This is a genomic window from Psychrobacter sp. TWR1-1-1 (genome assembly GCF_049895865.1).
Taxonomy (GTDB): Bacteria; Pseudomonadota; Gammaproteobacteria; order Pseudomonadales; family Moraxellaceae; genus Psychrobacter; species Psychrobacter immobilis_A.
The window spans coordinates 56,933-80,527 of sequence record NZ_JAFCTE010000008.1 but is presented as its reverse complement, the minus strand read 5'-3'; the positions used below and the strand labels follow the sequence as shown (position 1 = coordinate 80,527).

Here is a 23,595-nt window from a genome sequence, read left to right as displayed (position 1 = left end):
TGACATATTTATTCTATTAAATTGACTATTTGCAGCTCATCGTACGTTTTAAGCGCTGATAATGGTCATCAATGTAAAATCACCAATATAAAAATATCGATTTTGATACAAGCGCCGCTGACGATGCCGCTGATAATAAAGTATCGCGACGTATAAAATTCAAAGAAAATTTTTACCATAGACTATAGTCGAGTCAACTTAAAAGTAGTACAAGGCAACCGAGTGTAGATGTATATTTAATACTTCAAGCGAGGTTAACGCAGCAATACTTTTATAGTGGAATGACTATAAGCAAGTAAAAAAACCAGTAATTAGCAACCAATAAAGGATAGCAACATGGCCGGTCAAACGTTATATGACAAACTTTGGAATGCTCACGAAGTCACCAAGCGTGACGATGGTTCGAGCCTGATTTATATCGACCGCCATCTGTTGCATGAAGTGACCAGTCCGCAAGCATTTGAAGGTTTGGAGTTAGCCAATAGAGCACCGTGGCGCCTTTCGGCTAATATTGCCAGTCCTGACCATAACGTACCCACAGTCACTAAAGAGCGTTTAGAAGGCGTGCCTGGTATCAAAGACAAGGTATCACGCTTGCAGGTAGTGACATTGGATGAAAATTGCGCCAAATTTGATATCGCTGAGTTTACGATTAATGATGCTCGTCAAGGCATTTTACACGTCGTTGGCCCTGAGCAAGGTTTGGTGTTACCGGGTATGACGGTTGTTTGTGGTGATTCGCATACTGCTACTCATGGCGCATTGGGCTGCTTAGCGCATGGTATCGGCACATCAGAGGTTGAGCATGTATTGGCAACGCAGTGTTTGATTCAAAAGAAATCAAAAAATATGCAAATTCGCGTCACTGGTAAGCTTGGTGCTGGCGTGACTTCAAAAGACGTGGTACTTGCTATCATTGCAAAGATTGGCACGGCTGGTGGGACAGGGCATGCTATCGAATTTGCTGGGCAAGTATTTGAAGACATGAGTATGGAAGGTCGCATGACCGTCTGTAACATGGCAATCGAAGCGGGTGCTCGCGTGGGTATGGTTGCGGTCGATGACACAACCATCGAGTATGTCAAAGGTCGTCCTTATGCGCCAACCTCTGAGCAATGGGCACAAGCGGAAGCTTACTGGCGTACCTTATATTCAGATGATGACGCGGTATTTGATACTGTGGTTGAGTTGGATGGTAGCCAAATAGCTCCACAAGTCTCGTGGGGCACCTCACCCGAAATGGTTGTCGATATCACTCAATCTGTACCGACACCTGATCAAGCAGTAGATGAGGCACAAGAAGAAGGCTGGTTACGTGCTTATACCTATATGGGTTTAGACGCTGGGCAAAAGATTACCGATATCCAGCTTGATCGCATTTTTATTGGTTCATGTACCAACTCGCGTATCGAAGATTTGCGTGATGCCGCCGCAGTCATTAAAGGTCGTAAAGTCGCGGACAATATCAAAGAAGCCATCGTTGTGGCAGGTTCTGGGCAAGTGAAATTGCAGGCTGAAGCAGAAGGCTTAGATGCCTTGTTTACTGAGGCGGGGTTTGAGTGGCGTGAGCCGGGTTGTTCGATGTGTCTTGCCATGAATGCGGATAAGCTTGAGCCACAAGAACACTGCGCTTCAACGTCTAACCGTAACTTTGAAGGCCGTCAGGGCAATGGTGGTCGTACTCATTTGGTCAGCCCAGCAATGGCAGCTGCCGCCGCATTGGCGGGTCACTTTGTCGATGTAAGAACGTTTTAACTTTGCATTTCTATAGAGCATAAAAATGAAAATGCTGTTTGTTTTATTTTGCTTATTGGGTAGCTCTCAGCTAGCAATGGCTCGTGATTACTGTAATGGAAGATTTGCCTATTGTGTCGATGTGCCAAATCAATTGACATGGTTGCCTGAGGCAGATAATGGTGATGGTCGTCATTTTAAGTTACCCAATTCTAATGCCACTATTTTGGTCTTTGGGAGTAATACACCAACTGTTTTCTTTTATACCGATAGCGATTATCTAAAAGAGAAGCAGCATCGATATAAAACAGGCATGACAGTTACTTACGAGCTGTTAAAAGATAAAACCTATACAGCAAGCGGCTATAGAAAAGACGGTCAAGTTTTTTATCATGTTATTAAAGTTAAGGATGGTCAGGAAGCAGTATTACATCTGAATTATCCTGAAAGTGAAAAAACTAAAATGACCAGTATTGTTAAACAAATGGCACGCTCTTTTAAGATTCATTAGACCGTCAAAAAAATTTACGTTAGTAATCGATATTTTAAGGAAAAACCATGCAAGCTTATAACACTCAAACGGGTATCGTTTGCCCATTAGATCGCGCAAACGTCGATACCGATCAAATTATTGCAAAACAGTTTTTAAAGTCTATTAAACGCACAGGATTTGGCGTCAATTTGTTTGATGATTGGCGTTATCTTGACGAAGGATATCCGGGGCAGGACAATAGCACACGCGTTATCAATCCAGAATTTGTGCTAAATAAGCCGCGTTATCAAGGCGCGACTATTTTGCTGACACGCCGCAACTTTGGTTGTGGTTCTAGTCGTGAGCATGCGCCTTGGGCGTTGTCTGAATATGGCTTTCGTACGGTAATCGCGCCAAGCTTTGCGGATATTTTTTATAACAATTGCTTTAAAAATGGCATGCTACCAATTGTCTTGGATGAGGCAATTGTAGATACATTAATGAAAGATACGCTTGCTAATGAAGGCTATGAGCTAACCGCAGATCTTGAACGCCAAGTCGTCGTTACTTCGACAGGTGAAGAATATGCATTTGACGTAGATGCTTTTCGCAAACATTGCTTGTTAAATGGGCTTGATGATATTGGTTTAACCTTGCAGCAAAGCGATGCCATTAAAGATTATGAGCATAAGATGATGCAAAAAACACCATGGATATTTAACGATGTACGAGCATAAATAATGAATCTGCAAGCCATTACTCATAAAACTGCTGAACAGTAATAATGTAACGTTGAGTTATGGCGGTGAACTGGCTAAAATGAATGGTAGTTTTTTTACGATATTTTATTATTTCTCTCATAAATAGTAGCCGCCATTATGAATAAAAAACGTTATGCTTTATGGACAAGTACGGTTGTTGCCGCAAGCTTATTGTTGTCAGGCTGTCAGCTATTGACTGGGTATCAGAAAATAGATGAGGCAGAAAACGCTAAAGCATGGGCAGGTAAGATTCAACCGATTGTGGGTGAAGTCAATATTGCCTGTATAGGAACTTATCATTGTGAAATTGCACGGATAGATAAGACACGAGTGATAGGGGCTGATACGCATGAGCCTATCAATCCTGCCATGCTGGTCGCGATGAAAGATATAAGTGCAAAAGGCAAAAGTCATACCAGCAATAAGCATGCACAAACATCAATGCACGCAAACATAGATATGACACCACTCGCTCATAAAAATGAGATTAAAATTGTACCTTTGTCTGCCTCAGGCATGCCGGGTCTAACCAATTATTATGCGCGAGTAAAACCTGCAAAACGCGAAGTACAGGTGAATTTCTATCCAGAAAATAATCTGGGTTATGTTGAGCGTTTTACTTTAATTCACGATTTTATTGACGCTGATACTTATCAATTACGGGCTTATCAGAAAAAATCTAACGATAATTCTGGCAGTTTATTAGACACCGCTTCACCACAGCCGCTATGTGTTGATCTGTATCAAGGCAACACTGTACAGCGCCGCTTTTGTAAAGAGCTGTCTGCTGAGCATCAAGGAGAGTTTGTAGAAACTCGTATCGTGAAAGCATTGCCTGCATCATCGAAAGTAAAAGCCAAAGCTTAAAGCCTATTTGGTTTTTAAAAATAGCAAATTGATCACGGTTTTTGTGCTATTGAAGGCACTAAGAATCGTTTTAGGAAAATATCGTAAATTTATAGTATTAGGGCGTGTCCTCAATTCAATTGACCATCCTTTAAATGAGTTAAAAATGGCTAAATTTTGCTAAACATCGTTAAATAGTTTATCAATATCTCGATATTATTTGCGCTACTTTCCTTGTTTGACGGCAATTTTTATCACCATTTTTAAAATGAGGACATGCCCTAACATAAATAAAAAACTACCTACCCACAAGGATTAGTATGGCAACGATTTTAACATTAGCGGGCGATGGTATCGGTCCCGAAATCATGACTCAAGCCATTGACGTACTGAATGCGGTCAATAAGAAATTTGCGTTAGATTTGACACTTGAATCTGGATTGATTGGCGGGGTGGCCATTGATGCAACGGGTGAGCCTTTGCCAGATGAGACGCTAGACCGTGCTCGTGCAGCAGATGCGGTATTGTTAGGAGCGGTCGGTGGCCCTAAATGGGATGGTATTGAACGCAGCAAGCGCCCTGAACGTGGTTTACTTAAAATACGTGGTGAACTTGGTTTGTTCGCTAATCTACGTGTGGCAAAGCTTTACCCGCAGCTGGTCAATGCGTCTAGTATCAAACCTGAGATTATTTCAGGCTTGGATTTGCTTATCGTTCGTGAGTTAACGGGTGGTATCTATTTTGGTGAGCCACGTGGAATCCGCACACTAGAGAATGGTGAACAGCAGGGCTACAACACCATGGTCTATAGCACAAGCGAGATTCAGCGTATCGGCAAAGTTGCTTTTGAATTGGCAAAAACCCGTGCGCAAGCAGCAGGTACAGCAGCGAAAGTTTGCTCAGTGGACAAAGCAAACGTATTAGAAGTCACAGAGCTGTGGAAGCAGACGATGACCCAGATGCAACAAGCGGACTATAGCGACGTGGCGTTATCGCACATGTATGCTGACAATGCTTGTATGCAATTGATCAAGAATCCTAAGCAGTTCGACGTGATGGTGACAGGCAATATGTTCGGTGATATCTTGTCTGATGAAGCTGCTATGCTCACTGGATCTATCGGTATGTTGCCATCAGCCAGTCTTGATGAAGCAAGCAAAGGCATGTATGAGCCCTGTCATGGTTCAGCGCCTGATATTGCTGGGCAGGACAAAGCCAACCCATTGGCGACTATTTTATCGGTTGCGATGATGTTGCGTTATACCTTTAAGCAAGAAGCAGCGGCACAAGCGATTGAGCAAGCAGTGAGTGATGTCCTTGATGACGGTTTGCGTACGCTTGATATCTTGGACAGTAGTGAAGCTGGATTGAAGCAAGTGGGGTGCCAAGAGATGGGGCAAGCAGTGTTGGCTAAATTACTCTAGTCTCACTATAGTGATATAGATTAAATTTTCCCCTGTTTTATTTCGATAGGGAAAAATTCTCATCTTTATCATTTATCGTCGTTCTAAACCCATAGTTTGCTCAGCAAATTATGGGTTTTTTTTATGTTCATTTTAATCACTTTCCAGCGGTAACACACTAAACCAGATAGTTGTAAAAAAGTACTTGTTTTAACACAGACACCGCAGGACAAGGGCTTTATTAACATAAAGCTGTTATATGCTCACAAGGTAATATGACACTATTAACAGCTTACAAACCACTAGAATCGCAGACTTTCACGTTAGAAGAGAGCTGATGAAAAGGTGTTTGAGTAAAGTTGGTTAGTAAGGCGTTAAAACTCAAAATAACAAGCCTTGATGACAACATAACAAAATAAAACTTATTATTTTTATAAAAAATTAGGAGCATGAGGTGTATCAATTAAAAAAAATCAGCACAGCAGTAGCGATGATTGGTTTTTCTACGGCAGTTTTCATGGGGCAGAGCGTTGCAGCACCACTGGATAGTGTAAATGTCAACAATCAAGCAACGACCAATAGCTCTGACAACCAAACACCGACCAATAACGATGAAGCCAGTATTAGCAAAAATAATGCTAATAAGGCGAATGCTGCTGAAGAGGTCAGCCCTGTGACCAATGGCGTTAGCCAAAAGCTAGCACGTGATAGCAAAACCGCAAATGCTTCGAACAAATTTTTACCTACTATTAAGTATACGACAGACAATTTATCAGTTGCTGCGCAAAAGGTGAATAAGGCCACTTGGAAAGAGGGGATGAGTATCGACCGTGTCATCGGTACTAAATTGCAAGCCTTATTAAATTGGCATCACAATGGTGTAGGCCCTGTTGATGGTTATTGGGGCAAAAATACTCGCAAGGCCATGCAAGCGTTTCAACAAGCAAATGGTTTGGCAGTCACTGACACGCTAAACAACGAAACATGGCAAGCGCTGACAAAGAATGAAAAACTCACGGTGCAGCCAGTGTTGGTCAGCTATCAGATAACTGATGTGGATGTTAATATTAAAATGACAGAAATACCAGCTGGTGCTGAAGCCAAATCCAAACTTGAGGGATTGTATTACGAGAGCATCACGGAAGGGCTAGCAGAAAAATTCCATATTAGTGAAAGCTATCTCAAAGCGTTAAACCCTAAGGCTAGCTTTACGGCGGGTGAAACCATCACAGTTTATAATCCTGGCAATCCAAATACCAAGCCTGTCAGTCGAGTCGTTGCTGATAAAGCCACTGAAACGCTATATGCCTATGATGATAAAGACAACTTAGTTGCCAGCTATCCGACCACAGTAGGTAGTACGGCAACACCGTCACCAACAGGGACGCATACGGTAGAGGTGAAGGTACATGAGCCTAATTATACTTATACTGCTAAAGACGGTAGCAAGTCTATTCTTCCACCTGGCCCTAATAATCCAGTGGGCTCGGTATGGATCGGGCTTAGTAAGCCTTCTTATGGTATTCATGGCTCACCAGATCCTGATCGTATCAGCCGTCAAGCTTCAGCGGGTTGTATACGCCTGACAAATTGGGATGCACTTGCTTTGCTAGGGGTGATCCAAAACGGTGCGACTGTCGAGTTTAAATAATGCCTCACTATTTCTTAATCATGCTACTTATTAATCATGATTTAAAAATTTGAAAGTAAGTCAACTCATAAAATTTAGACAAAAAAATACCGCTGAAATTTAGCGGTATTTTTTATGATAAAAACAAATAACTAAGACTGAATCACTAAAATATTGATAGGCAATAATGAGCAGGTTAGCATTTTCATTATTATTATCAGTTAAACCACCCAAGCGTCTATATCAGCTATCAGCGAAAAGAAGCCATTTAGCAACCAGCTGTATTTATATAAATGCTTTTATAACCATTTTAGTTTATAAGAAATTAGTTTTTGCCACGATAAGTAATACGACCTTTTGATAGGTCATAAGGTGTCATTTCGACCTTAACTTTATCACCTGTCAAGATACGGATATAATGCTTACGCATCTTACCTGAGATGTGAGCAATGATTTCGTGTCCGTTTTCTAAACGAACTCTAAACAGGGTATTTGGAAGGGTGTCAATGACTTCGCCTTCAAATTCAATAATATCGTCTTTTGCCATAGTTGGTATCAATCAATTAAAAATAAGCCCATATTATACGTAAGTTAGCGGATTAAAGCAATACAACACTAGGTTTTTACTTGACAGCCTGTAATCGTTATGTATGCCAACTCCTATTTATTCAGTCAGGTAAATTTAGCCAAATAGGGGTTAAAGGAGCATTCGGCAGTCGTTGTTGAAAATGCTCAGGATAGTAAGCATTGATAAAATATAGACCATCACCAGAGGCAGTAGGCGGTGCGATAGTACGATCTTTTTTGGCTAAAATATCTAAAAAGGCTTCTGGCTGCAACTCGTGTCGACCGATGGCATACAAGGTGCCCATTAAGTTACGAACCATATGATGCAAAAATCCATCTGCTTGAATGTCAAAAACGATAAACTGACCATGGGCAAAGAGTCTTGCGTGACTGACTGAGCGTACCGGCTGATTAGACTGGCAAGCAGCGGCGCGGTAGCTACTAAAATCATGAGTACCGACGATCTCAGCCGCCGCCAGTTGCATCGCTGCTAAATCGAGCGGTTCATAGATGTGAGTGACTTGGTGATTCAAAATAGCAGGGCGCTGTGCTTGATTCAGCGTGATGTAGCGATAGCGACGGGCAATGGCACCAAAACGCGCATGAAAGTCGTCAGGCATAGGTTGAATCCACCGCAGGGCGATATCATCAGGCAATAGACTGTTTACTCCGCGCAGCCAGTTATGAGTAGGACGATAGGCACGTGTCGTAAAGTGGGCAATCATATTGCTGGCATGGACGCTTGCATCGGTACGACCAGCCGCGACGACCTCTACCGCCTCATTTGCAACTTTACCGATAGCGGTTTCTAATGCTTCTTGTACGCCTAATACTTCTCGTTGCCGCTGCCAGCCATGATAGCGCGTCCCCAAAAATTCAATTGCAATGGCCAATGTATAGGTTGGGGGCGTTTCAGCGTTGATGCTGTTAATCTCGGACATGTTAATCTCGGACATGGTTGGTATTGGACATTTTCGTATTGGCGCCTATAAATATAAACATATTTAACGATAGTCTAACGTTTTTTGATAGTGGTGCCCGCCTGATTGACATTGTTCAACCAACGTTGTCTGCGCCGAGTGGGATTGTCATAACGCAGCAATAGCCATAGCAGTCGTGCATAGATAGCAGGAATCGTTAAGCGTCCGCCAGCAATCACATGATACTCATATTGCCAACTACCAGCCGCATAGCTGTCACTGACACCGCCAAATGGAGACTGGCTAGCGCATATCACCATGTGACCGTTTTTATAAGCAAGCTCTAGTGCCTCTGCTAGCGCTTGTGAATAAGGAACATTACCTGCGCCAAATCCTAATAGAATAATGCCACATGGCGGCTGTGATAATAATGCCTGTAGCTGACTAGTCATTACCTCAGTGTCGTTTGGCAAGCAATATAAAGCATGAATGCGTGCTTGCTCAGCTCGAGATTCGATATGGTCAATCATTGCTTGCTGATCATCGAGCCAATGCTGGCGGCGGGTATCCGGTAAGTTTTTGATATAACTATTGGCAGGATAGGCAGCTCTAGAGTGACCCGTAAATGCCATTAAATCATGGCTATGAATTTTTTGTACCGTTTGCGCAGGCCAAGACTCACCGCCAAAAGCAATCTTCACACCCGACTCACCAGCAGCAGCCAGTTTTAATGAATCGCTGAGGTTATCCCATGCGTCGCTATGGTCATCGATATCATAGGAATGTATCACCTCGCTGTCTAACAGTGGGCGCATACTACCAGTGACGACTATACAAATATCACTGCCAGCAAATGCTTCTGCTAAAAATGCACCCAAATAACTCAAAGTATCTGTACCAGTGATGAGCACAAAACGCCTGTCGCCTTGTGCATAGGCTGCTAGCAAAAGCTGATAAAAATGTACAAAGTCGTTAGGGGTAAGTTGGCTACTGTCTTTAATTAAGGCATTATCCAGCCATGAGATTTGAGGCAGGTGGTTAGCGTTATCTTGGTCAGTCAATAGCTTCTGTAAAGTCGGTAAGAATACTTCTGCTGATAACGGTGCTAAGGGTCGTCCATAGCTACCAAAAGTACCGCCAGCATAAATGAGTTGGACAGGATTGGATAATGTATTTGTCATAGCAGAAAATGGCATAGTATGAGCCGTAATAAAGAAGTATGTGATAAAAAAGAGAGTTTAAGGTTGGATGCTAATAGCTAATAGCGCTCAGTAATAATAAATAGTATAAAGGTTAAATGCAAAAAAAATCAGCAAGTATTCTTAGTGTTATAGAATACTTGCTGACAAAAGAACGATGGGGCTTTTACGCAGTACGATTTAGTAATACTTTTGCTTGGTTCTGTTGCTCATTAGTGCCCTGAATTAATACCTCATTTAATAAGCGTTTGGCACTGTCGTATTCACCCAATTGTAAATATTGGCCTGCCAAATCCAGCGTAACTTGAGTGCTATCTAATGATTTGACAAAGTCAAAGTCGGCCGCAAAGCGCGAGGAAAAGTCTTCTGCTGTTTCAGCAGCATCTTCGGCGGTAAGGGTAGACTCGTCCTCAATTGGAGCAACTGGGCTGAGTGCTGTTGAAGAGTGAGTATCGAATTCATTGTCTAATAAAGAGTTATCATCGAACAGCAGCGGGGCTGTCGTTGTGACAATAGATTCTTCAGCAAGATTATATTCTGAATCATTATTATCAAGCGATTGTGCTTCGAGATTAATATTTTCAAAGCTCTCAGTTTCAAAACGATCTTCTTCAATAATGAAGTTATCAGTATCACTATTCTCTTCAAGTACAGGCGCTTCGCTTTCTGTTAATGTTTCTATGTTGTTTGGCGCATCGAGACTGTCTAAAGACAAAGTGAAATCATTTTCTTCGTCATTCTGGACAGTGTTGATAGACAATGCTTCAGCAGTTTCGTCAACACCTTTATCGACATCAGTTGCTAGATCATCAAAGTCTAAAATGAACGCGTCATCTTCTAGCGTCATTTCATCGTTGATACTATCAGGGCGGTCTGGAATGACAGAATCCGTTGCCTGCGCATCAGTTTCTTCAGATGAATCAAAGCTGAAGTCAAAATCACTAAGATCACTAAGATCATTATCTTCTGCGGACACCGCGACATCATTATCAGTTCTGTCGATATTGGCAGTGTTCAGGCTTTCATCATCTGTCATCTCTAATGATGAAGTGACTGGCGCCGTATCAGTCGCCTCAGATGCGCTAATATTACTCTCTAAATCACTCAGCGTAAGATCAAAGTTATCTTCTACATTGTCGCTAGTAAGACTGGACTCATAAGATGTGTTTGTTACTGCCGAATTAGACATGCTGTCATCTATCAGCGTACTACGGTTGTCTTCAGAGGTTACTGGCTGATCAGATAGCGCGTTCTTACTATCGATTTGATTAATCGGTAAGTCAAAATCTATGCTTTCAAAATGGCTATTATCTTCTACGGGTGCCTCTTTTGCTGCGACTTGATTCTGCTCTTCTGAAAATAAAGTTTTTAACTCATCAGCTAGCGCAAGACTTTTTGGTTCGCTTTGCGTCTTGATGGCATCATAAACTTTGTTAAAGTTCTCTGGCTGATTAATAGTCGCGTATATACTGAGTAATTTAACAGACAATTGACCATCATTCGGTTTTTCGCTTAGGCCGCGACTGAGGGTTTCAATGGCTTTGTCATAACGCTGCTGATCCATGAAGCGCTGGGCAATCGTAATATGATCAAATTTATTGTCATCATCTTTGTGGCTTTGGGCAGGAGTTTTGTGATCCGTTTTTGGCATCGGAGCTGGCGTAGTGGTACTCATTCCCGGCTGCGCTGAGGGCTTTTGCGCTTTCTTTTTGTACAATAGTAAACCGGCTACTATTAGAATAAGTACCAATCCGGCGATGATATATAGCATATTGTCCATAGTTACTCCCACGCCTATGATCACAGCACACTGCGTTGATCAGTTAGGCAATTATTGATTGCGTAGTTTTTTGAGACGAGCTTGGAGCTCAGCCAGTTTTTGATTTTGTAATTGAATTTTTCTTGTATAGCTATCAAGTGCACTGCTGGTTTTTGACAGCTGCTGAGCTTGAGCTGCCGTACTTTGTCTTGAGGCCTTGAGCGTGGCTAATATATCTGTGCTGAGACCATTACCTGTTGCCGCTGCTGATGTTGCTTGGGTGCCATCTGCGTTGCCATTACGACCAGGTGCGAGCACTGAAAACTGTGCTTTTGGCAGCGTTTGTGTTTTAGTAATCATGGGTTTTTTACGCTGTTTAGCGACTTGATTTGTTTCAGACGGTTTTTTAGAGGGTGCTTTTGCAGCCTTTTTTACCACAGGTGTGTTTGCTCTGCGGCTATATTGTCTTTGCGCTTTAATAGCCGCTTCTAGTTTTTGTTGTGATGGTACAACATCGTAACTGGGTAAGCTAAGCTTGGCATCCGCTTTGAGTTGACCCGCGTCTTTATTAATAAAGGCATCAGGGTTTTGTGTCTGAATCTGCTTCATTACTGTTTGAATGTCTAAGTCATTTTCTTGCGCAATTTGCTGTGCAATAACCCATAGACTGTCGTTGCGCTGTACTTGATATTGGGACGCAGTAGTAGTGCTGGCTGCCGTACTGATAGAGGCGTTGTTGGTGACACTAGATGGGACAGTGGCGACAGCTGTATTGCTGGTATCAAGACTGGCATTTGGTGTACTCGCTTTGTTTTCACTCGGCGTTGGCATAATAGGAGAAGCGGCCATCATGCCAGCTTCTGATTTGCTACTCGGCTGTATCTGGCGAGTGACTTGGATATTCAAAATATCGAGCTGTTTATCAGTGACAGCTGTCGCTGATAGACTATTATCTATTGGCATGGTCTTGTTATTGACTAGGGCTGTATCATTCGCTACATTCTTAGCAGAATTGAGGTTGATATTGCTGTTACCTATTGTGGTAACGTTGCCATTTGCACTCAAGCGACCATTGTCTAATCGACTGGTTGGATTACGATCATTGTCGTTAGCGTTAAGAGTATTGTTAACGTTGTTTAAACGACCATTATCTAGCCGGCTAGGCGCATAAGCAAGATTGTTGCCTTGCGAGGTAGGAGTCGTTGTAGGTGCTTGGATATTAGGTGCTGGCAATTTAGACGCCACCAACTCGCTCGTTGACGAGTGAGTAGTCGCTAGCATGGGCGATAATGTTAATGGCGGCGGTGCACCTTCTCTAACGGTCAACGGTTTAGCCGTATTAGAGGACACACTGGGTAGATTCGGTTTTTTTGCGCCAGTAACGATATTTTTAGGCGTGTCAATGGGCAGACGGCTATTGAGCGGCATCAACAATGTCTTGGGAATGACGTTGCGTTGACCCTTATCATTTATGTTTAAAACCACATCAGCAAAAGGTGTGGATACAGGTTGTGAAGTAGTAATAAATACTTCACCGCTGGTCGCTGAGGTAGGTTTAAAACGTACGGTCATCGAATCAGTTTGGGCCAAGCCCATTTGCTGATAAATAGTAGAGTTTGCCAAACTTGCTGAAAAGTCAGCGGCTCGAATATCACTGACCACAATGCTCGCAGCTAGCGGCTCATGTTGGGCAGAGGTGACAACAGTCTTACCAATCGTTGCAGCTTGTGCACTCGATACGAGAGCCGCATAGCCTACGGAACAAAGTAGTGCCATCGAGACCGCGCGATGTACCGTAGTCAACCGATGAGATAAATGACAAGACATGTGCAGACCTTTAAGATATAAGTTATCTGTGCTGTTATAACAAAATACCATTTAGTTTACCAGTTTATTTCACAACTGTTGTGGACAATACAAAAAATGTTTGAGTATTGTTTAATCGCGCTTTCTATCGAGCAGCATTGCATCACCATAACTAAAGAAGCGATAGTGTTCTTTAATCGCATGTTGATAAGCATGCTCAATGGCATCTTTATCCGAAAATGCCGACACCAGCATTAACAACGTTGATTTGGGTAAATGGAAATTGGTCAACAGTCGATCTATTACACCAAACTTAAACCCTGGGTAAATGAATATATCGGTATCACCAGACCAGCTGGAGAGAGGCTGCCCGTTAACGGCTGTTTTTTGATACGCCGTTTCGAGCACGCGTGTGACCGTGGTGCCAATAGCGATGACTTGTTTACCATTCGCATGGGTTTGATTGATGAGCTCAGCGGTTGCTTGTGGTAAATGTGCATACTCACTATGCATGGTGTGATTGAGCAAGTTGTCCGTTTTTACTGGCGCAAATGTACCAGCGCCAACGTGTAAAGTCACAAAAGCTGTATGAATACCTTTTGCCACAAGTCTGCTCAGTACCGATTCATCAAAGTGTAAGCTTGCAGTCGGTGCAGCCACACTCGCAAGCTTGGTTGGATCATGAAAGACCGTTTGATAACGAGTATTGTCTGTCTCATCCGCATGGCGTTCAAAGTAGGGGGGAATAGGCAGCTCACCATAAAGCTCTAAATGCGGCAAGATCGGCGCATCAAACGCTAAAATAAATAAGTTGTCTTGACGACCAATCATCACCGCCTTCATATGACCGTCAGCAAGCTGCAAGTGTTGTCCAAGTTTGAGCGCTTTACTGGCTTTAACATGGCAAAGTGCAATATGTTCTTGATTCACGGGTTTGTCATTTGCAGCTTCTACAGATTTTTCAGCCTCTACATATAAAGTCGCTGTCTCTAAATCTGAGATATCAACCAAGCGTTCAATCAATACTTCAAGCTTACCGCCAGTATCCTTTTGTCCGAAGAGGCGTGCTTTCATCACTTTTGTATCATTAAATACAATCAAATCACCTTCATTTAATAACTCAGGTAACTCAGTGAATAAGCGATCTTCTACAAGCGTAGAGTCTTTTTGATTATTGGCGGGCAAATACAAAAGTTTTGAGGCAGAACGCTGTGAGAGAGGATAGCGTGCAATCAGGCTGTCTGGCAGCTCATAATCATAATCATCAACGCTCAAATAATTCAAATCATTGTTGTTTTTTTCGGCATCAATTGAGGCGGCAGTAGTAGAGTCTATAGTGTGAAAATCGTTCATAATTAATCTTTAAATGAATGTAAATTTTGGCGTAATTGTAGCAGAAACCATGTCATGAAAGGGCAGTTTAGTAAGGACTTATGCGCACAAAAGGGTTTGTATATTAAATAGCCTAAGCATTAATTGTTAGAATAAATAATTAATAAAAGCGATGAGCGTCAGTATGTTATTCAAACAAATTTAACTGCGGCAACAATTGGGCGGCAGGTGCTAATGAAGAGAAAGTAACACCGACTAAGCGGATAGGTAGCTCACGAGGAATGTCTAAAAACAGTTTGTCCAACCAATAATGGGCAGAATCAGCACTGTTAAAGGCAGTCGATAGCGTGTGTGAGCGGGTGATTTGAGTGAAGTCTGCGTATTTAACTTTTAGAGTAATGGTATAGGCGACCAGCTGTTTTTGTTGCAGTTGATGAAAGGCATCGGCATTTTGTTCATAAATTTGTATACGTAATTCATGGTTATCACTTAGATTGTCTTTGAATGTGGTTTCAGAACCCACAGATTTGTGCGCGCGCTCAGATTTGACAGCCCGCTCATCACGCCCATGGGCAATATCGTGATAAAACTGCCCACGCTTGCCAAACTCCTGCACCAATACAGCCGCTTGCATTCGCTTGAGATCCGCGCCAGTACTTACACCCATCGCATGTAAGCGCTTGGCAGTGGCTTTACCAATACCATGAAAGCGCTCGATAGGTAGCGTACTGATAAAGGCATCAGCATCCGCTGGTGTGATAATTGCCGTACCATTGGGCTTGTTGATATCAGAGGCAATTTTAGCCAACATCTTGTTAAACGACACACCTGCTGAGGCCGTTAATCCAGTATGCGCTAGTATTTGTGCCCTCAGCCAGTTCGCCATCAAGGTCGCTGAGCCTTTATGGACTTGTAGCCCTGTAACATCGAGATAGGCCTCATCTAGAGACAATGGTTCAACATGTGGCGTTAAGCGGTACATAATCTGACGAATATCGCTACTAACTGCGCGATAAACCTCAAAACGTGGCCTTACAAAAATGACTTCTGGGCAACGTTTACGCGCCTCATAACAAGACATGGCAGAGCGTACACCGAATTTACGCACCTCATAGCTGGCTGCTGCGACCACACCGCGACCACTTGGATCGCCACCAACCACCAATGGCTTACCGCGCAGTTCAGGAAAGTCACGCTGCTCCACACTGGCATAAAAAGCATCCATGTCTATATGAATGATTTTACGGGGGCTAGCATTTATAGAAGTTGTCATACTCACTATTTTACCTGATTCAAGCGCTTTGATTGAGTATCAAAATTTAAATTTATCGATAGAATCCTTTGCTAGGTTAGTAGAACGCTAGCAATGATATATGAATAATTTTATATGTCATAAATCTTATATATCATAGAGTTAGTTAATAATAAACAGTAGTACTAATTCAAAAAGATCGTATTTAGCAAACATATTTTTGCTGTTGAATGATCTAGGTCTACTGTAAATCAAACTCATTTGTACTCTTGCACCACCTGTCGTATCAAGCTCACCGTTTGTCATAAATCTCACATTTAGATGTTACAGTTTTGATTCTGGTGTTTTACAATATAGTATCCGCGCTAATGGATGATTATAAAACAATAAGTAATGCCTTGTGCGCCTCTATGACCATGTAAAAAAGACATTACTTATCGCTCATGCCAAGATCGAAAATGGAGTTTTGGTAAAATTAACTCTTTAAGAGCTTGATGTTAGAGAGTTTAGAATGACTAAGGAGCTGATGATGAATAATGAACTAAAAGGGAGCGATTTAACAAGGGCGATGCTAGCACGCGGCGATAAAAAAGTATGGTGTGCGGTTTGTGATGATAGTGATGAGCAAGCAATGATGGATCATTGTGGTAATGATTTTACGGCTTATATCGTGACGGACATTTTTATTGTAATGCTGGCATGCCGTGGGAGTTTGCCGTGCCCATTAAGATAATTGCGGTGCTGCAATCTGAAATAGAGAAGTAAGTATAGCAATAATATTACCGGCACAAAAAAACCTCCTAATGAGGAGGCTGATTTGTTACTAATATTGGTACCAGTGGTCGGACTCGAACCGACACGCTTATTAGGCAACGGATTTTGAATCCGTCATGTCTACCAATTCCATCACACTGGCATGTTAGAAGATAAGGTCTATTAGATAGAGATTATCGAATTGGGCTACAGGGTTAACTCTGTATAGGCTGCGTATTATAGCAGCCTATTTTTATCCGTCAAGAATTATTTGATATAATTTTCAATTAAATCAAAAAAATTGGTTTAGCCTACAAAAGCACGTTCAACGGCATAATCTGCTTGGACACCCATGCGTGGTGAAACGGTCAAACCAAAATCATCCAAAATCGCTGAAACTTCAGCATTAAATGGCATGCTACCGCAGATCATGACACGGTCGTCTTCTTTATTCATCGGTGGTAAGCCAATATCTTCAAAGAGCTTTCCTGAGGTCATTAAGTCAGTCACGCGACCTTGATTTTTGAAATCCTCACGAGTCACTGTTGGGTAGTAGATGAATTTTTCACGGTACCATTCACCAAAGATCTCGTCGTTAGGTAACTCATTTTCAAACATATCACGATACGCCAAATCATCGACATGGCGCACACCATGTACCAAGATGATTTTTTCAAAGCGTTCATAGACTTCAGGATCACGTGCCAACGATAAAAATGGTGCCAGTCCAGTGCCTGTAGAGAGCATATAAAGGTTTTTGCCAGGCAGTAAATCATCTAGTACCAAAGTGCCCGTTGGTTTTTTGCTGACCAACAGCTCGTCACCAACTTTAATATGCTGCAAGCGCGAGGTTAATGGGCCATCTTGAACCTTGATAGAAAAGAATTCCAAGTGATCTTCGTAGTTCGGGCTAGCAATCGAATAAGCGCGCAATAGTGGTCTGCCATCGACAACGATTCCGATCATCGCAAATTCGCCATTACGAAAGCGCAGGCCATCGTCGCGAGTTGTCTTGATGCTAAATAAAGCGTCATTCCAGTGATGAACCTCTGTGACCGTTTCGGTGCGAAGTTTTGACATAAAGTCCTCGTTAATAAGTTGCTATCGGTTTTATTAAGTTTAAATGAGTGTTAAATTAAAATTTTCAATGAAAAAAGGTATAGAAGAGTAGTAAATTTTCAATCACTATTGGAACAGCTAATCGTTTAAAACCTCTGTCACGCAAAGTAAGTAGCATAGCCGATGTTTTAACCAACGTCATGGGGCGATATTCTAACACCTTATTAAGCATTTAAAATCAGGAGAGGGACTGATAAAGTCTAAGGATAGATATGATTTAATCTGTCTCCTGTAAAACCACGGCAATGGCTGTTGCTGTAGATGGCTTATAAGGGTTGAAAAATAAAGGCTCTCATCGAATTTATGGCTCATAATACCAAAATTTAAAATAAAAATCCGTCTGGCAGCGACGATGCGGCATGATAAAATGGAATATCGTTAGTGAGTAATTTTGTATCACTGGATAATATGCGCTAAACGCTCTCATAAAAGCAGATGCTTACTATTGAACGGTTTTTTGGAGAAACATGATGTCCGATGATAATATCTCTTTGGCGGGTTACCACCATGCGCCAATGATTGGCTACCATCGTGCCCCGTTGTCACAGAAATTTGGTGCGCCACGCCAGCCGAATTTGGTTGCGCTCACCAGTATCATTGAGATGATAGCGCCTTATGACTCGCCAGCAGCATTTGCCGGTTTAGACGCGTTCAGCCATATCTGGATCAGTTGGCAGTTTCATCATAACTATACCAATAAAGACACTCACATTGGCAAAAGCGGCACTGGCTTTCGTGCGCAAGTCCGCCCACCAAGGCTCGGTGGCAATCAAAAAATAGGGGTGTTTGCCAGTCGCAGTATGTATCGACCTTCAGCGCTTGGGTTATCTGTCGTCAAGCTTGAAAGTATCGAGGTTGTAGAAGGGCGCGTGTTACTTATTATTAGCGGTGCAGATATGATAGATGGTACGCCGATTATCGATATTAAGCCCTATGTCGCTTATAGCGATGCGCTCAGCAATGCAAAAAGCGGGTTTGCGCCAACTGCGCCAGATTTATTAGAGATAATTATCACGGAGTCTGCTTACGAGCAATTTATGACGTTGGTTGATGCTGGACGATGCGATAAAAATGACAATGACAATGACAATGACAATGGGACTGAGACTGAGAATAAAAATAATAAGAAAGCTATTCATGCAAAAAATAATAGTGTAGCGACGCTTATTCAACAAATGCAAGAGCAATTGCTTATTTCCGATATCGAGACTATTAAAGCGTTAATTGCACAAGACCCGCGTCCAGCTTATCGTCGCGCGGAGATAAATACGCCGTTTGTCATGCGTTATAAGTCTGTCGATGTGAGCTTCCAGTTGATAGAATCAGGGCAATTGCAGATAATGGCTGTTGTCAAAGTGAGCTTATAATGTCCAGTGACGCCATTACTGCCGCATGAATTATCCATAAATCACTCCTCAATAATAAAAGAAGAAAAAAATATGTCTGCTCAGAAATACTCAATCGTGATTGATTTACGTTGGTGCTTAGATGAACTATTGGCAGATAAGGTGATTGATCAGCGTGGCTACAATTTAGTGATGACGAGCCGCCGTGATAAAGCGCAGCATCCACTCCTGACCATCAGTGAATTTGGTCTGCCAAACGGTCATGCACTGGATAAAAATGTTGAGCATAAATTGACTTTGGTATGGTTGAATCAATGGTTGGCTGCCAAAGCAGGCATGGCACTTGTCCGTATTGATCCATTAAAAGTCGATGTCCCAGCCGTGACCCAACTGATGTCCTTTGAATATGCCCGCTCACAGCATATTTTGCCCATTGAAGTGACGAATGATGAAGTCGTCATCGGTACAGACCAGCCGTTTTGTACTGAGTGGCAGACAAGTATCGAAAAATTAATCAAGTCTAAAAGCTATCGTACGGTTTATATCAATCCTGAGCAAATCAATCGCTACCGTCAAGAGTTTTACCAAGTCACCCAAGCGATTGCAGGAGCAAATAGTGTACATAAGCGGGCGGCGGCTGATGTCACCAATGTTGAGGCATTACTGCAACTGGGCGACAATACCAACCCCGATGCCAACGATCAACATATTGTCAGAGTTGTCGATTGGTTGTTGCAATATGCTTTTGAGCAGCGAGCCAGTGATATCCATTTAGAGCCTCGCCGTGAGACGGGTAAAGTCCGTTTTCGTATTGATGGCGTGTTGCATACCGTCTATGAGATGCCTTTGGCAATCATTGTCGCGGTGACGGCGCGGATTAAAATATTAGGACGACTGAATGTGGCAGAAAAACGCAAACCACAAGATGGCAGGTTGAAAACCCGTACGCCAAAGGGTCTGGAAACTGAGCTGCGCCTATCGACGATGCCGACTGCCTTTGGCGAAAAGCTGGTGATGCGGGTATTTGATCCTGAAGTGCTGGTGCGCTCGTTTGCTCAGCTTGGTTTGTCAGGTAAGCAGCTCGATACTTGGCATGAGCTGACCGCGCATCCAAATGGCATTATCTTGGTTACGGGTCCGACTGGTTCAGGTAAGACTACGACGTTGTACAGTACGCTTAAGCAGCTCGCCACCGAGCAAGTTAACGTCTGTACGATTGAAGATCCCATCGAGATGATTGAGCCTGCTTTCAACCAAATGCAGGTCAATCCAGGGGTTGATTTGCACTTTGCCGATGGTATTCGCTCTTTGATGCGCCAAGACCCAGATATCATTATGGTTGGTGAGATTCGCGATGCCGAAACCGCCAATATGGCAGTACAAGCATCACTCACTGGACATTTGGTACTCTCGACGTTGCATACCAATGATGCACCAAGCTCACTTACTCGCTTGCATGATTTGGGCATTCAGCCGTTTTTAACCTCAGCGACGATATTAGGCGTCATGGCGCAGCGTTTGCTACGCACGTTATGTCCGCATTGCAAAAAAGCCCTAGACGTAGTCCCAGACAGTGAAATTGCTGTTCAGTGGCAGGAACTGGTTCAGCCTTGGCGTGCGCCCGCTCCAGCGCAAATTTATACGGCGCAAGGCTGTGAGCATTGTCGCCATACGGGCTATCAAGGTCGCGTTGGTCTGTACGAGATCATGCCGTTGTCAAATGAGCTAAAAAAACTGGTCGCCGCCGATGCCAATTTAGATGTGCTTAAGCAGCAAGCGTACCGCGAAGGTGTGCAGCCATTGCGCTTATCGGGCGCAAAGCGTATTAGTGAAGGGGTGACGACTATAGAAGAAGTAATGAGAGTGGTGCCATTGCATTGATGTCAAATAGCCAGTGCTTGCTTTAGCAAAACGTTGCCTTGTAACTTAACTCTTTAACGCTCCCAGCGTACATTTTGGCGAATAATTTTGGCTGGTGTACCAGCAATCATGCAGTTGGGCGTCTCAACTGGTTTATTGACAAATGCCCCTGCTGCAATGATACAACCACTGGCGATAGAGACGTTTTTAGAAATGGTCACATTGGCGGCAATCCAAATATGGTCTCCTAAAATGACGTCTGTATGTGCCTTATTCACTCGCGCGTTAGTGTCTATATCATAGACCTTGTGAACGTCAGTCGCTCGAATTTCGATACCACGTGATATCATGCACGATTGACCAATGGTCACACTTTTATCGCGCGCCAAAATATAGCAATCAATAGCGGTGGTATTATTGCCGATATAAATATGCAGATGATTACCGACAACCAATAATTGTCCCGAGAATTTAACGTGCTCTCCAATCGTGACTTGATTGTGATTGCCGTTGATGTCAATTTTTAACTGATTAAATTTGCCGCCCTTACCGATAGTGATGTGATTGTCATGACCCTTACGAATGGTAATGGTCGAATTGCCAATGATGCGTGCATCTTTGGCGATATTGATATGATTATTGAGCCCTTTGTCTTGTAACAAAAACCGCTTTTTATAGAGCTGTTTGGGTAATAATGTTTTTATAATCGGAGAAAGGCTGATGGTTTTTTTATGGTTCATAATGATGGGCTTATGAAAAGTGAGTAGAAGGCGTAATGTTTTCGCTAGCGACTGGCTTCTATGGTTGATTAGCTGTCTTTATATCAAGGCTCATGTCAAGAATATAGTCAGTTTTGATACCGTTTCAGACACGGTTAACCATGACTCTGATAGTGTAACGCTAAACTTTGTTTGAAAACAGTTGCCTTTGGAGCAATCAATACTCTAAGGTTTTAAACCTAATATTTTTTATTCATTCATGTTTATTAACGAGATTACTTATGTTTACTGATAGCCATTGCCATCTTAATCGCTTAGATTTAACCAAGTATGATGGTAAATTGTCTGGCGCGATTGACGCGATGAAAGCTGCCAATGTCACTCGGGCAATGGCGATTATGTGTGATTTTGCCGAATATGATGAGATTGCTCATATTGTCAGCACTTATGGTGATGAGGCGCTAAATCTTGGCATGAGCGTCGGTATTCATCCTTGTGAAGATATCAGTGTCTTGCAATCAGCGACGGTTGAGCGTTTGATCGAAACGGCTGATGCCGACCATGTATGGGCGATTGGGGAGACAGGATTAGATTATTACTGGTCAACGGAAAACAAAAAAGAGCAGCAAGCCAGTCTTGCTCGCCATATTCATGCCAGTCAAAGCCTGAAGAAACCACTCGTCATTCATATGCGTGATGCCAAAGAAGATACGATTGATATCCTAAAATCAGAAGGCGCTGAACACGGTATTATTCATTGTTTTACCGAAGATTGGGAGACGGCCAAGCGTGCACTTGACTTAGGGTTTTATATCTCATTTTCGGGCATTGTTAGTTTTAAAAATGCTCAAATGATTCAAGATGCAGCAAAAAACATGCCTAGAGACAGACTGCTTATCGAAACTGACAGTCCTTATCTAGCACCGGTGCCCAAGCGTGGTAGACCGAATGAGCCTGCCTACGTACCGTATGTCGCCAGTTGTCTGGCAGAGATGTATGGCTGTAGTAGCGATGATGTTGGGGTATTAACTGCAAAAAACTTTGAGAATTTACTGGCACAGTATCACTAAAATGGTTATGCTATGACCACTCAGTCATTTATGATACAGTCCTGTTGCTTTACGTTATTTGTACTTATGATGTGGAGCGTAAGCCTATGATTATCAATGACTATTTAGCAAACATAAGCATATTTCCTTTGGTGGTTTTCGAGCAGACTTTGTATGACGTTATACGCTTGTCGCCGATGCATTCATCCACACGATGGTCATATGCTTAATCTTGTCAGGTTTTAGGAGAGATTATGAGTCGTCAGCATCAGTTCAAGGCACGAGAAGAGAATATCTTAGCGATGGCAGAGCAATTGCTACTTGAGTCGGGCGATGGTGATATTACTTTAGACAGTTTGGCAGACCAGCTGGATCTGGCTAAAGGTACACTGTATAAGCATTTCTCCAGTAAAGATGAACTCTATTTGCGTATTATTATCCGCTATGAAGAACAACTGTTCGAGATTAATCGTATTGATGATTGTCCATCAGCAGGCGTTGCTCGTATGATCTTTCAGCAGTTGTTTAACCCACAAAAAGCCATGTTGCTCAATCAAATCGAAGAGCGTTTGGCGGCATCAGTGACGGGTCTCAATCGCTTGTTTGGTGAGCTATATGATATTCGCCGTCAGCGTATGAAACGCTTGATTGACATTATCAGCGCGTATTTACAAGAGCAGCACAGTAGTTTGAGCACGCGCGACTATTTGTCCTCGATTTGGGCGATGGGTCAGGGCGGTGCTGGACTATTAAATTCAAGCTTTTACCAGCGGTATTTGGGTCGCCGTGATACCCTACGTTATGCCTTCGTTCAGCAAATGCTTGAGTTGCCGAGCCATTATCCTGCGGCTGACGATGAGGTGATGGATGAAGATATGCAGGAGTTGGTCGAGCAAATCGATACTGAGTCAGAAGAGCACCGTAATACCAGTTATTAATATCTTTATTCAACTTATGGTCTTTTAACGCAAGTTTTTTAAATTCGTGTTGCTATATTCATTATCGCAGCACGGTGCATCCATGCTAAAAATAGATATATGCTTACCAGCTTTAGCGCCCAATTATAGT

General features: G+C 42.7%; 20 protein-coding genes and 1 tRNA gene. 11 read left to right on the top strand and 10 right to left on the bottom strand.

All coding sequences use genetic code 11. From position 1 onward, the window contains the following. Window positions 1-336: 336 nt before the first annotated feature. The 6 genes from leuC (at window position 337) to ACP69U_RS09300 (ending at window position 6,867) form a co-directional block, all read left to right on the top strand. A complete protein-coding gene (gene leuC / locus ACP69U_RS09325) occupies window positions 337-1,755 on the top strand; it encodes a 3-isopropylmalate dehydratase large subunit (protein WP_201603548.1) in 1,419 nt (472 codons plus the stop codon). A gap of 25 nt (window positions 1,756-1,780) precedes the next feature. After that, window positions 1,781-2,245 (top strand): hypothetical protein, encoded by a 465-nt coding sequence (locus ACP69U_RS09320; protein WP_045455168.1) that lies wholly within the window; start codon window positions 1,781-1,783, stop codon window positions 2,243-2,245. A 47-nt stretch (window positions 2,246-2,292) separates the two neighbouring features. Further along, complete coding sequence (leuD, locus tag ACP69U_RS09315) at window positions 2,293-2,943, top strand: 3-isopropylmalate dehydratase small subunit (protein ID WP_426138383.1); 651 nt, start codon at window positions 2,293-2,295, stop codon at window positions 2,941-2,943. Window positions 2,944-3,084: 141 nt separating this feature from the next. Beyond that, window positions 3,085-3,834, top strand: a complete 750-nt coding sequence (locus tag ACP69U_RS09310; protein ID WP_426138382.1) for a hypothetical protein — start codon at window positions 3,085-3,087, stop codon at window positions 3,832-3,834. A gap of 299 nt (window positions 3,835-4,133) precedes the next feature. Continuing rightward, window positions 4,134-5,237 (top strand): 3-isopropylmalate dehydrogenase, encoded by a 1,104-nt coding sequence (gene leuB, locus ACP69U_RS09305; protein WP_426138381.1) that lies wholly within the window; start codon window positions 4,134-4,136, stop codon window positions 5,235-5,237. A 433-nt stretch (window positions 5,238-5,670) separates the two neighbouring features. Beyond that, window positions 5,671-6,867, top strand: coding sequence for a L,D-transpeptidase family protein (locus ACP69U_RS09300; protein WP_426138380.1), 1,197 nt, complete (start codon window positions 5,671-5,673; stop codon window positions 6,865-6,867). 304 nt (window positions 6,868-7,171) lie between these two features. Here ACP69U_RS09300 and infA read toward each other — a convergent pair whose 3' ends face one another. The 7 genes from infA to dinB all read right to left on the bottom strand — a co-directional run bounded on the left by infA (window position 7,172) and on the right by dinB (window position 15,702). Next, the gene (gene infA / locus ACP69U_RS09295) at window positions 7,172-7,393 is read right to left on the bottom strand and encodes a translation initiation factor IF-1 (RefSeq protein WP_045446828.1); all 222 of its coding nucleotides are present in this window, start codon (window positions 7,391-7,393) and stop codon (window positions 7,172-7,174) included. A gap of 121 nt (window positions 7,394-7,514) precedes the next feature. After that, entirely contained in the window at window positions 7,515-8,354 is an 840-nt protein-coding gene (gene truA, locus ACP69U_RS09290) for a tRNA pseudouridine(38-40) synthase TruA (protein WP_238049565.1), read from the bottom strand. Between the two features lie 74 nt (window positions 8,355-8,428). After that, window positions 8,429-9,514, bottom strand: a complete 1,086-nt coding sequence (locus ACP69U_RS09285) for an asparaginase (RefSeq protein ID WP_426138419.1) — start codon at window positions 9,512-9,514, stop codon at window positions 8,429-8,431. A 184-nt stretch (window positions 9,515-9,698) separates the two neighbouring features. Continuing rightward, window positions 9,699-11,312: a FimV/HubP family polar landmark protein gene (locus tag ACP69U_RS09280; protein ID WP_426138379.1), complete on the bottom strand. Its 1,614-nt coding sequence runs from the start codon at window positions 11,310-11,312 to the stop codon at window positions 9,699-9,701. Window positions 11,313-11,363: 51 nt separating this feature from the next. Then, window positions 11,364-13,118 carry a type IV pilus assembly protein FimV gene (locus ACP69U_RS09275; RefSeq protein WP_426138378.1) on the bottom strand — a complete coding sequence of 585 codons (1,755 nt, stop codon included), beginning with the start codon at window positions 13,116-13,118 and terminating at the stop codon, window positions 11,364-11,366. Window positions 13,119-13,229: 111 nt separating this feature from the next. Beyond that, the gene (gene queA, locus ACP69U_RS09270) at window positions 13,230-14,450 is read right to left on the bottom strand and encodes a tRNA preQ1(34) S-adenosylmethionine ribosyltransferase-isomerase QueA (RefSeq protein WP_426138377.1); all 1,221 of its coding nucleotides are present in this window, start codon (window positions 14,448-14,450) and stop codon (window positions 13,230-13,232) included. Window positions 14,451-14,616: 166 nt separating this feature from the next. After that, window positions 14,617-15,702: a DNA polymerase IV gene (gene dinB / locus ACP69U_RS09265; protein ID WP_426138376.1), complete on the bottom strand. Its 1,086-nt coding sequence runs from the start codon at window positions 15,700-15,702 to the stop codon at window positions 14,617-14,619. 508 nt (window positions 15,703-16,210) lie between these two features. Here dinB and ACP69U_RS09260 point away from each other — a divergent pair. Then, window positions 16,211-16,414: a hypothetical protein gene (locus ACP69U_RS09260; protein ID WP_426138375.1), complete on the top strand. Its 204-nt coding sequence runs from the start codon at window positions 16,211-16,213 to the stop codon at window positions 16,412-16,414. Between the two features lie 97 nt (window positions 16,415-16,511). Here the strand turns inward: ACP69U_RS09260 and ACP69U_RS09255 are convergent. Together ACP69U_RS09255 and ACP69U_RS09250 are read right to left on the bottom strand one after the other, a co-directional pair. Further along, window positions 16,512-16,597, bottom strand: a tRNA-Leu gene (locus tag ACP69U_RS09255). Window positions 16,598-16,740: 143 nt separating this feature from the next. Next, the gene (locus ACP69U_RS09250) at window positions 16,741-17,514 is read right to left on the bottom strand and encodes a ferredoxin--NADP reductase (protein ID WP_045452050.1); all 774 of its coding nucleotides are present in this window, start codon (window positions 17,512-17,514) and stop codon (window positions 16,741-16,743) included. 509 nt (window positions 17,515-18,023) lie between these two features. Between ACP69U_RS09250 and tsaA the strand changes: the two genes are divergently transcribed. After that, the gene (gene tsaA / locus ACP69U_RS09245) at window positions 18,024-18,920 is read left to right on the top strand and encodes a tRNA (N6-threonylcarbamoyladenosine(37)-N6)-methyltransferase TrmO (RefSeq protein ID WP_426138374.1); all 897 of its coding nucleotides are present in this window, start codon (window positions 18,024-18,026) and stop codon (window positions 18,918-18,920) included. A 72-nt stretch (window positions 18,921-18,992) separates the two neighbouring features. Further along, window positions 18,993-20,780 carry a GspE/PulE family protein gene (locus ACP69U_RS09240; RefSeq protein WP_426138373.1) on the top strand — a complete coding sequence of 596 codons (1,788 nt, stop codon included), beginning with the start codon at window positions 18,993-18,995 and terminating at the stop codon, window positions 20,778-20,780. A gap of 53 nt (window positions 20,781-20,833) precedes the next feature. Here ACP69U_RS09240 and ACP69U_RS09235 read toward each other — a convergent pair whose 3' ends face one another. Further along, window positions 20,834-21,499 carry an acyltransferase gene (locus tag ACP69U_RS09235; RefSeq protein WP_426138372.1) on the bottom strand — a complete coding sequence of 222 codons (666 nt, stop codon included), beginning with the start codon at window positions 21,497-21,499 and terminating at the stop codon, window positions 20,834-20,836. A gap of 260 nt (window positions 21,500-21,759) precedes the next feature. Between ACP69U_RS09235 and ACP69U_RS09230 the strand changes: the two genes are divergently transcribed. Further along, window positions 21,760-22,548 (top strand): TatD family hydrolase, encoded by a 789-nt coding sequence (locus tag ACP69U_RS09230; protein WP_426138371.1) that lies wholly within the window; start codon window positions 21,760-21,762, stop codon window positions 22,546-22,548. Window positions 22,549-22,781: 233 nt separating this feature from the next. After that, the gene (locus ACP69U_RS09225; RefSeq protein WP_045446854.1) at window positions 22,782-23,465 is read left to right on the top strand and encodes a TetR/AcrR family transcriptional regulator; all 684 of its coding nucleotides are present in this window, start codon (window positions 22,782-22,784) and stop codon (window positions 23,463-23,465) included. Window positions 23,466-23,595 lie beyond the last annotated feature (130 nt).

What these genes read in the sequence shown, in the direction of transcription:
- leuC (WP_201603548.1), top strand. Translation starts at nt 337, where the DNA reads ATGGCCGGTCAAACGTTATATGACAAACTTTGGAATGCTCACGAAGTC.
- ACP69U_RS09320 (WP_045455168.1), top strand. Translation starts at nt 1,781, where the DNA reads ATGAAAATGCTGTTTGTTTTATTTTGCTTATTGGGTAGCTCTCAGCTA.
- leuD (WP_426138383.1), top strand. Translation starts at nt 2,293, where the DNA reads ATGCAAGCTTATAACACTCAAACGGGTATCGTTTGCCCATTAGATCGC.
- ACP69U_RS09310 (WP_426138382.1), top strand. Translation starts at nt 3,085, where the DNA reads ATGAATAAAAAACGTTATGCTTTATGGACAAGTACGGTTGTTGCCGCA.
- leuB (WP_426138381.1), top strand. Translation starts at nt 4,134, where the DNA reads ATGGCAACGATTTTAACATTAGCGGGCGATGGTATCGGTCCCGAAATC.
- infA (WP_045446828.1), bottom strand. Translation starts at nt 7,393, where the DNA reads ATGGCAAAAGACGATATTATTGAATTTGAAGGCGAAGTCATTGACACC.
- truA (WP_238049565.1), bottom strand. Translation starts at nt 8,354, where the DNA reads ATGTCCGAGATTAACAGCATCAACGCTGAAACGCCCCCAACCTATACA.
- ACP69U_RS09285 (WP_426138419.1), bottom strand. Translation starts at nt 9,514, where the DNA reads ATGACAAATACATTATCCAATCCTGTCCAACTCATTTATGCTGGCGGT.
- ACP69U_RS09280 (WP_426138379.1), bottom strand. Translation starts at nt 11,312, where the DNA reads ATGGACAATATGCTATATATCATCGCCGGATTGGTACTTATTCTAATA.
- ACP69U_RS09275 (WP_426138378.1), bottom strand. Translation starts at nt 13,118, where the DNA reads ATGTCTTGTCATTTATCTCATCGGTTGACTACGGTACATCGCGCGGTC.
- queA (WP_426138377.1), bottom strand. Translation starts at nt 14,450, where the DNA reads ATGAACGATTTTCACACTATAGACTCTACTACTGCCGCCTCAATTGAT.
- dinB (WP_426138376.1), bottom strand. Translation starts at nt 15,702, where the DNA reads ATGACAACTTCTATAAATGCTAGCCCCCGTAAAATCATTCATATAGAC.
- ACP69U_RS09260 (WP_426138375.1), top strand. Translation starts at nt 16,211, where the DNA reads ATGAATAATGAACTAAAAGGGAGCGATTTAACAAGGGCGATGCTAGCA.
- ACP69U_RS09250 (WP_045452050.1), bottom strand. Translation starts at nt 17,514, where the DNA reads ATGTCAAAACTTCGCACCGAAACGGTCACAGAGGTTCATCACTGGAAT.
- tsaA (WP_426138374.1), top strand. Translation starts at nt 18,024, where the DNA reads ATGTCCGATGATAATATCTCTTTGGCGGGTTACCACCATGCGCCAATG.
- ACP69U_RS09240 (WP_426138373.1), top strand. Translation starts at nt 18,993, where the DNA reads ATGTCTGCTCAGAAATACTCAATCGTGATTGATTTACGTTGGTGCTTA.
- ACP69U_RS09235 (WP_426138372.1), bottom strand. Translation starts at nt 21,499, where the DNA reads ATGAACCATAAAAAAACCATCAGCCTTTCTCCGATTATAAAAACATTA.
- ACP69U_RS09230 (WP_426138371.1), top strand. Translation starts at nt 21,760, where the DNA reads ATGTTTACTGATAGCCATTGCCATCTTAATCGCTTAGATTTAACCAAG.
- ACP69U_RS09225 (WP_045446854.1), top strand. Translation starts at nt 22,782, where the DNA reads ATGAGTCGTCAGCATCAGTTCAAGGCACGAGAAGAGAATATCTTAGCG.